This window comes from uncultured Campylobacter sp. (assembly GCF_938018035.1).
Lineage (GTDB): Bacteria > Campylobacterota > Campylobacteria > Campylobacterales > Campylobacteraceae > Campylobacter_B.
Window position 1 is genome coordinate 1 of sequence record NZ_CALIJF010000060.1, and the last position, 1,459, is coordinate 1,459.

The 1,459-nt window shown below is 37.1% G+C and carries 2 protein-coding genes; one reads left to right on the plus strand and one right to left on the minus strand.

The features are described from left to right. Positions 1–166 precede the first annotated feature (166 nt). On the minus strand, positions 167–568 hold the full coding sequence (locus tag Q0257_RS01975) for a hypothetical protein (protein ID WP_298020912.1): 402 nt from the start codon (positions 566–568) through the stop codon (positions 167–169). A gap of 68 nt (positions 569–636) precedes the next feature. On the opposite strand from Q0257_RS01975, the gene Q0257_RS01980 reads away from it, so the two are divergent. Beyond that, positions 637–783 carry a hypothetical protein gene (locus Q0257_RS01980; protein WP_298020914.1) on the plus strand — a complete coding sequence of 49 codons (147 nt, stop codon included), beginning with the start codon at positions 637–639 and terminating at the stop codon, positions 781–783. Positions 784–1,459 lie beyond the last annotated feature (676 nt).

Sequence of the window (1,459 nt, forward strand, 5' to 3'; positions counted from 1 at the left end):
TAAGTGCGTCGGCGAGCAGGGTGAGGAGTATAAAAAAGACTATTGCGTTAGGCAACTAAAAAAGTGTTTAAAGGACGATAAAAAGATTCGCGAATGTTCTCGCGGATTGTCGGGTCGCTAGAAGCGGCGATCGATTTGTGATCACGCCATATCCATATTCAATGGGCTATGTATCGCTTGGCTCGTTCGTATCACCAAAAGCTATTTTTGAGCCCTCTTGTATATTTTCGCAAATTTCATCGCCTAAAATTTTTCTCTCGAAGCTATCGTCTATAAGCGTCTTATAGCGTTTAAGCTTTTTGTATTCATCGCTATCAAGCAGGAATTTATAAATTGCTTTTAATTTATCCTCCATTTTTTGCGAGCTTAAATTTTCGTTTTTAACTCTTTGCATGAGCTTTTCGTATGATTTTGCTCGTTTTTTTAAATAGCTTTCGTCATCTGAATTTTCGTCAAATTCTACAAATTCTATTAAAAAATTCGTCAATCCAAGCCTTATCTGACTAACTCCATTTCGTATATCGTCCACTAGCTCTTTGCATTTTCTCTCATAATTTTCTGTCGCCATTTGTCGCCGAACCTTTCTGTAAAATTACGCTAATTATATCAAATTTTACAGAAAGGAGGTGATTAAAAATGAATACGTCAGATATGAGCCAGGACGAACTTGATTTGTGGTCGGATATAAATAATCCAAACAATGATGCCGATATGGACGATTGGGCGGATGCGCATAATCCAAATAACGATGATTATTTGGGTGATGACGACGAGAATGAGTGATTTTACAGTTGCGACCGGTTAAATTTTTTAGGTCGTCAAATTTGCATCAAAAGCCAGATTTGGCTTATAAAGGAGAAAAGATGGCAAAATCAGAAGTTAGACCGCCGAATGGTCCAAGCACTACCGGTAAACCTAGCGGTAAAGGTCGCGGAAATAATCCGCCAAAAAAATAGATACTCCTCCTTCGGGAGGAGATAAATTTAAGGAAAGAGTATCATTTCGAGGACTGCGATTTTACGCCGCTTGTCGCAAAGTTTGAAAATCTGGACAAAATAACTTTAGGTTTTGAGGAGCAAAAGACTAAACGGTCGGTAAAAGATGCATATCTAAATTTTGTTTTGCTAGATCGTTAAGTAGATAAAATTTTGTAATCTTGTAGATATCATTCAAGCATTTAAAGAAAAGTGCGGCAACGATGGCTATACTAGCAACGCTAAAATAGTAAATTTTTACAAAGGAATGGACGTAAGGTGAGTCCTGTTGATTAAGGTCCTTTCGTCTTGAAAAGATCTTTATGAAAGAAATACTTAAATTTTTAAGATTAAACTACGGCTTTAAAGGCGATCTTGCTGTAGTTTTAGTAATTTTGGATATAATCGCCCTTAAAAACTAAGGTAAAAAATGTTCATAGACAGCGTAAAGCTTAGCGTCAAATCGGGTGACGGCGGCGCAGGTT

Bases quoted from the DNA above. Each gene is read 5' to 3' on its own strand.
- Q0257_RS01975 (WP_298020912.1), bottom strand. From the start codon at position 568: ATGGCGACAGAAAATTATGAGAGAAAATGCAAAGAGCTAGTGGACGAT.
- Q0257_RS01980 (WP_298020914.1), top strand. From the start codon at position 637: ATGAATACGTCAGATATGAGCCAGGACGAACTTGATTTGTGGTCGGAT.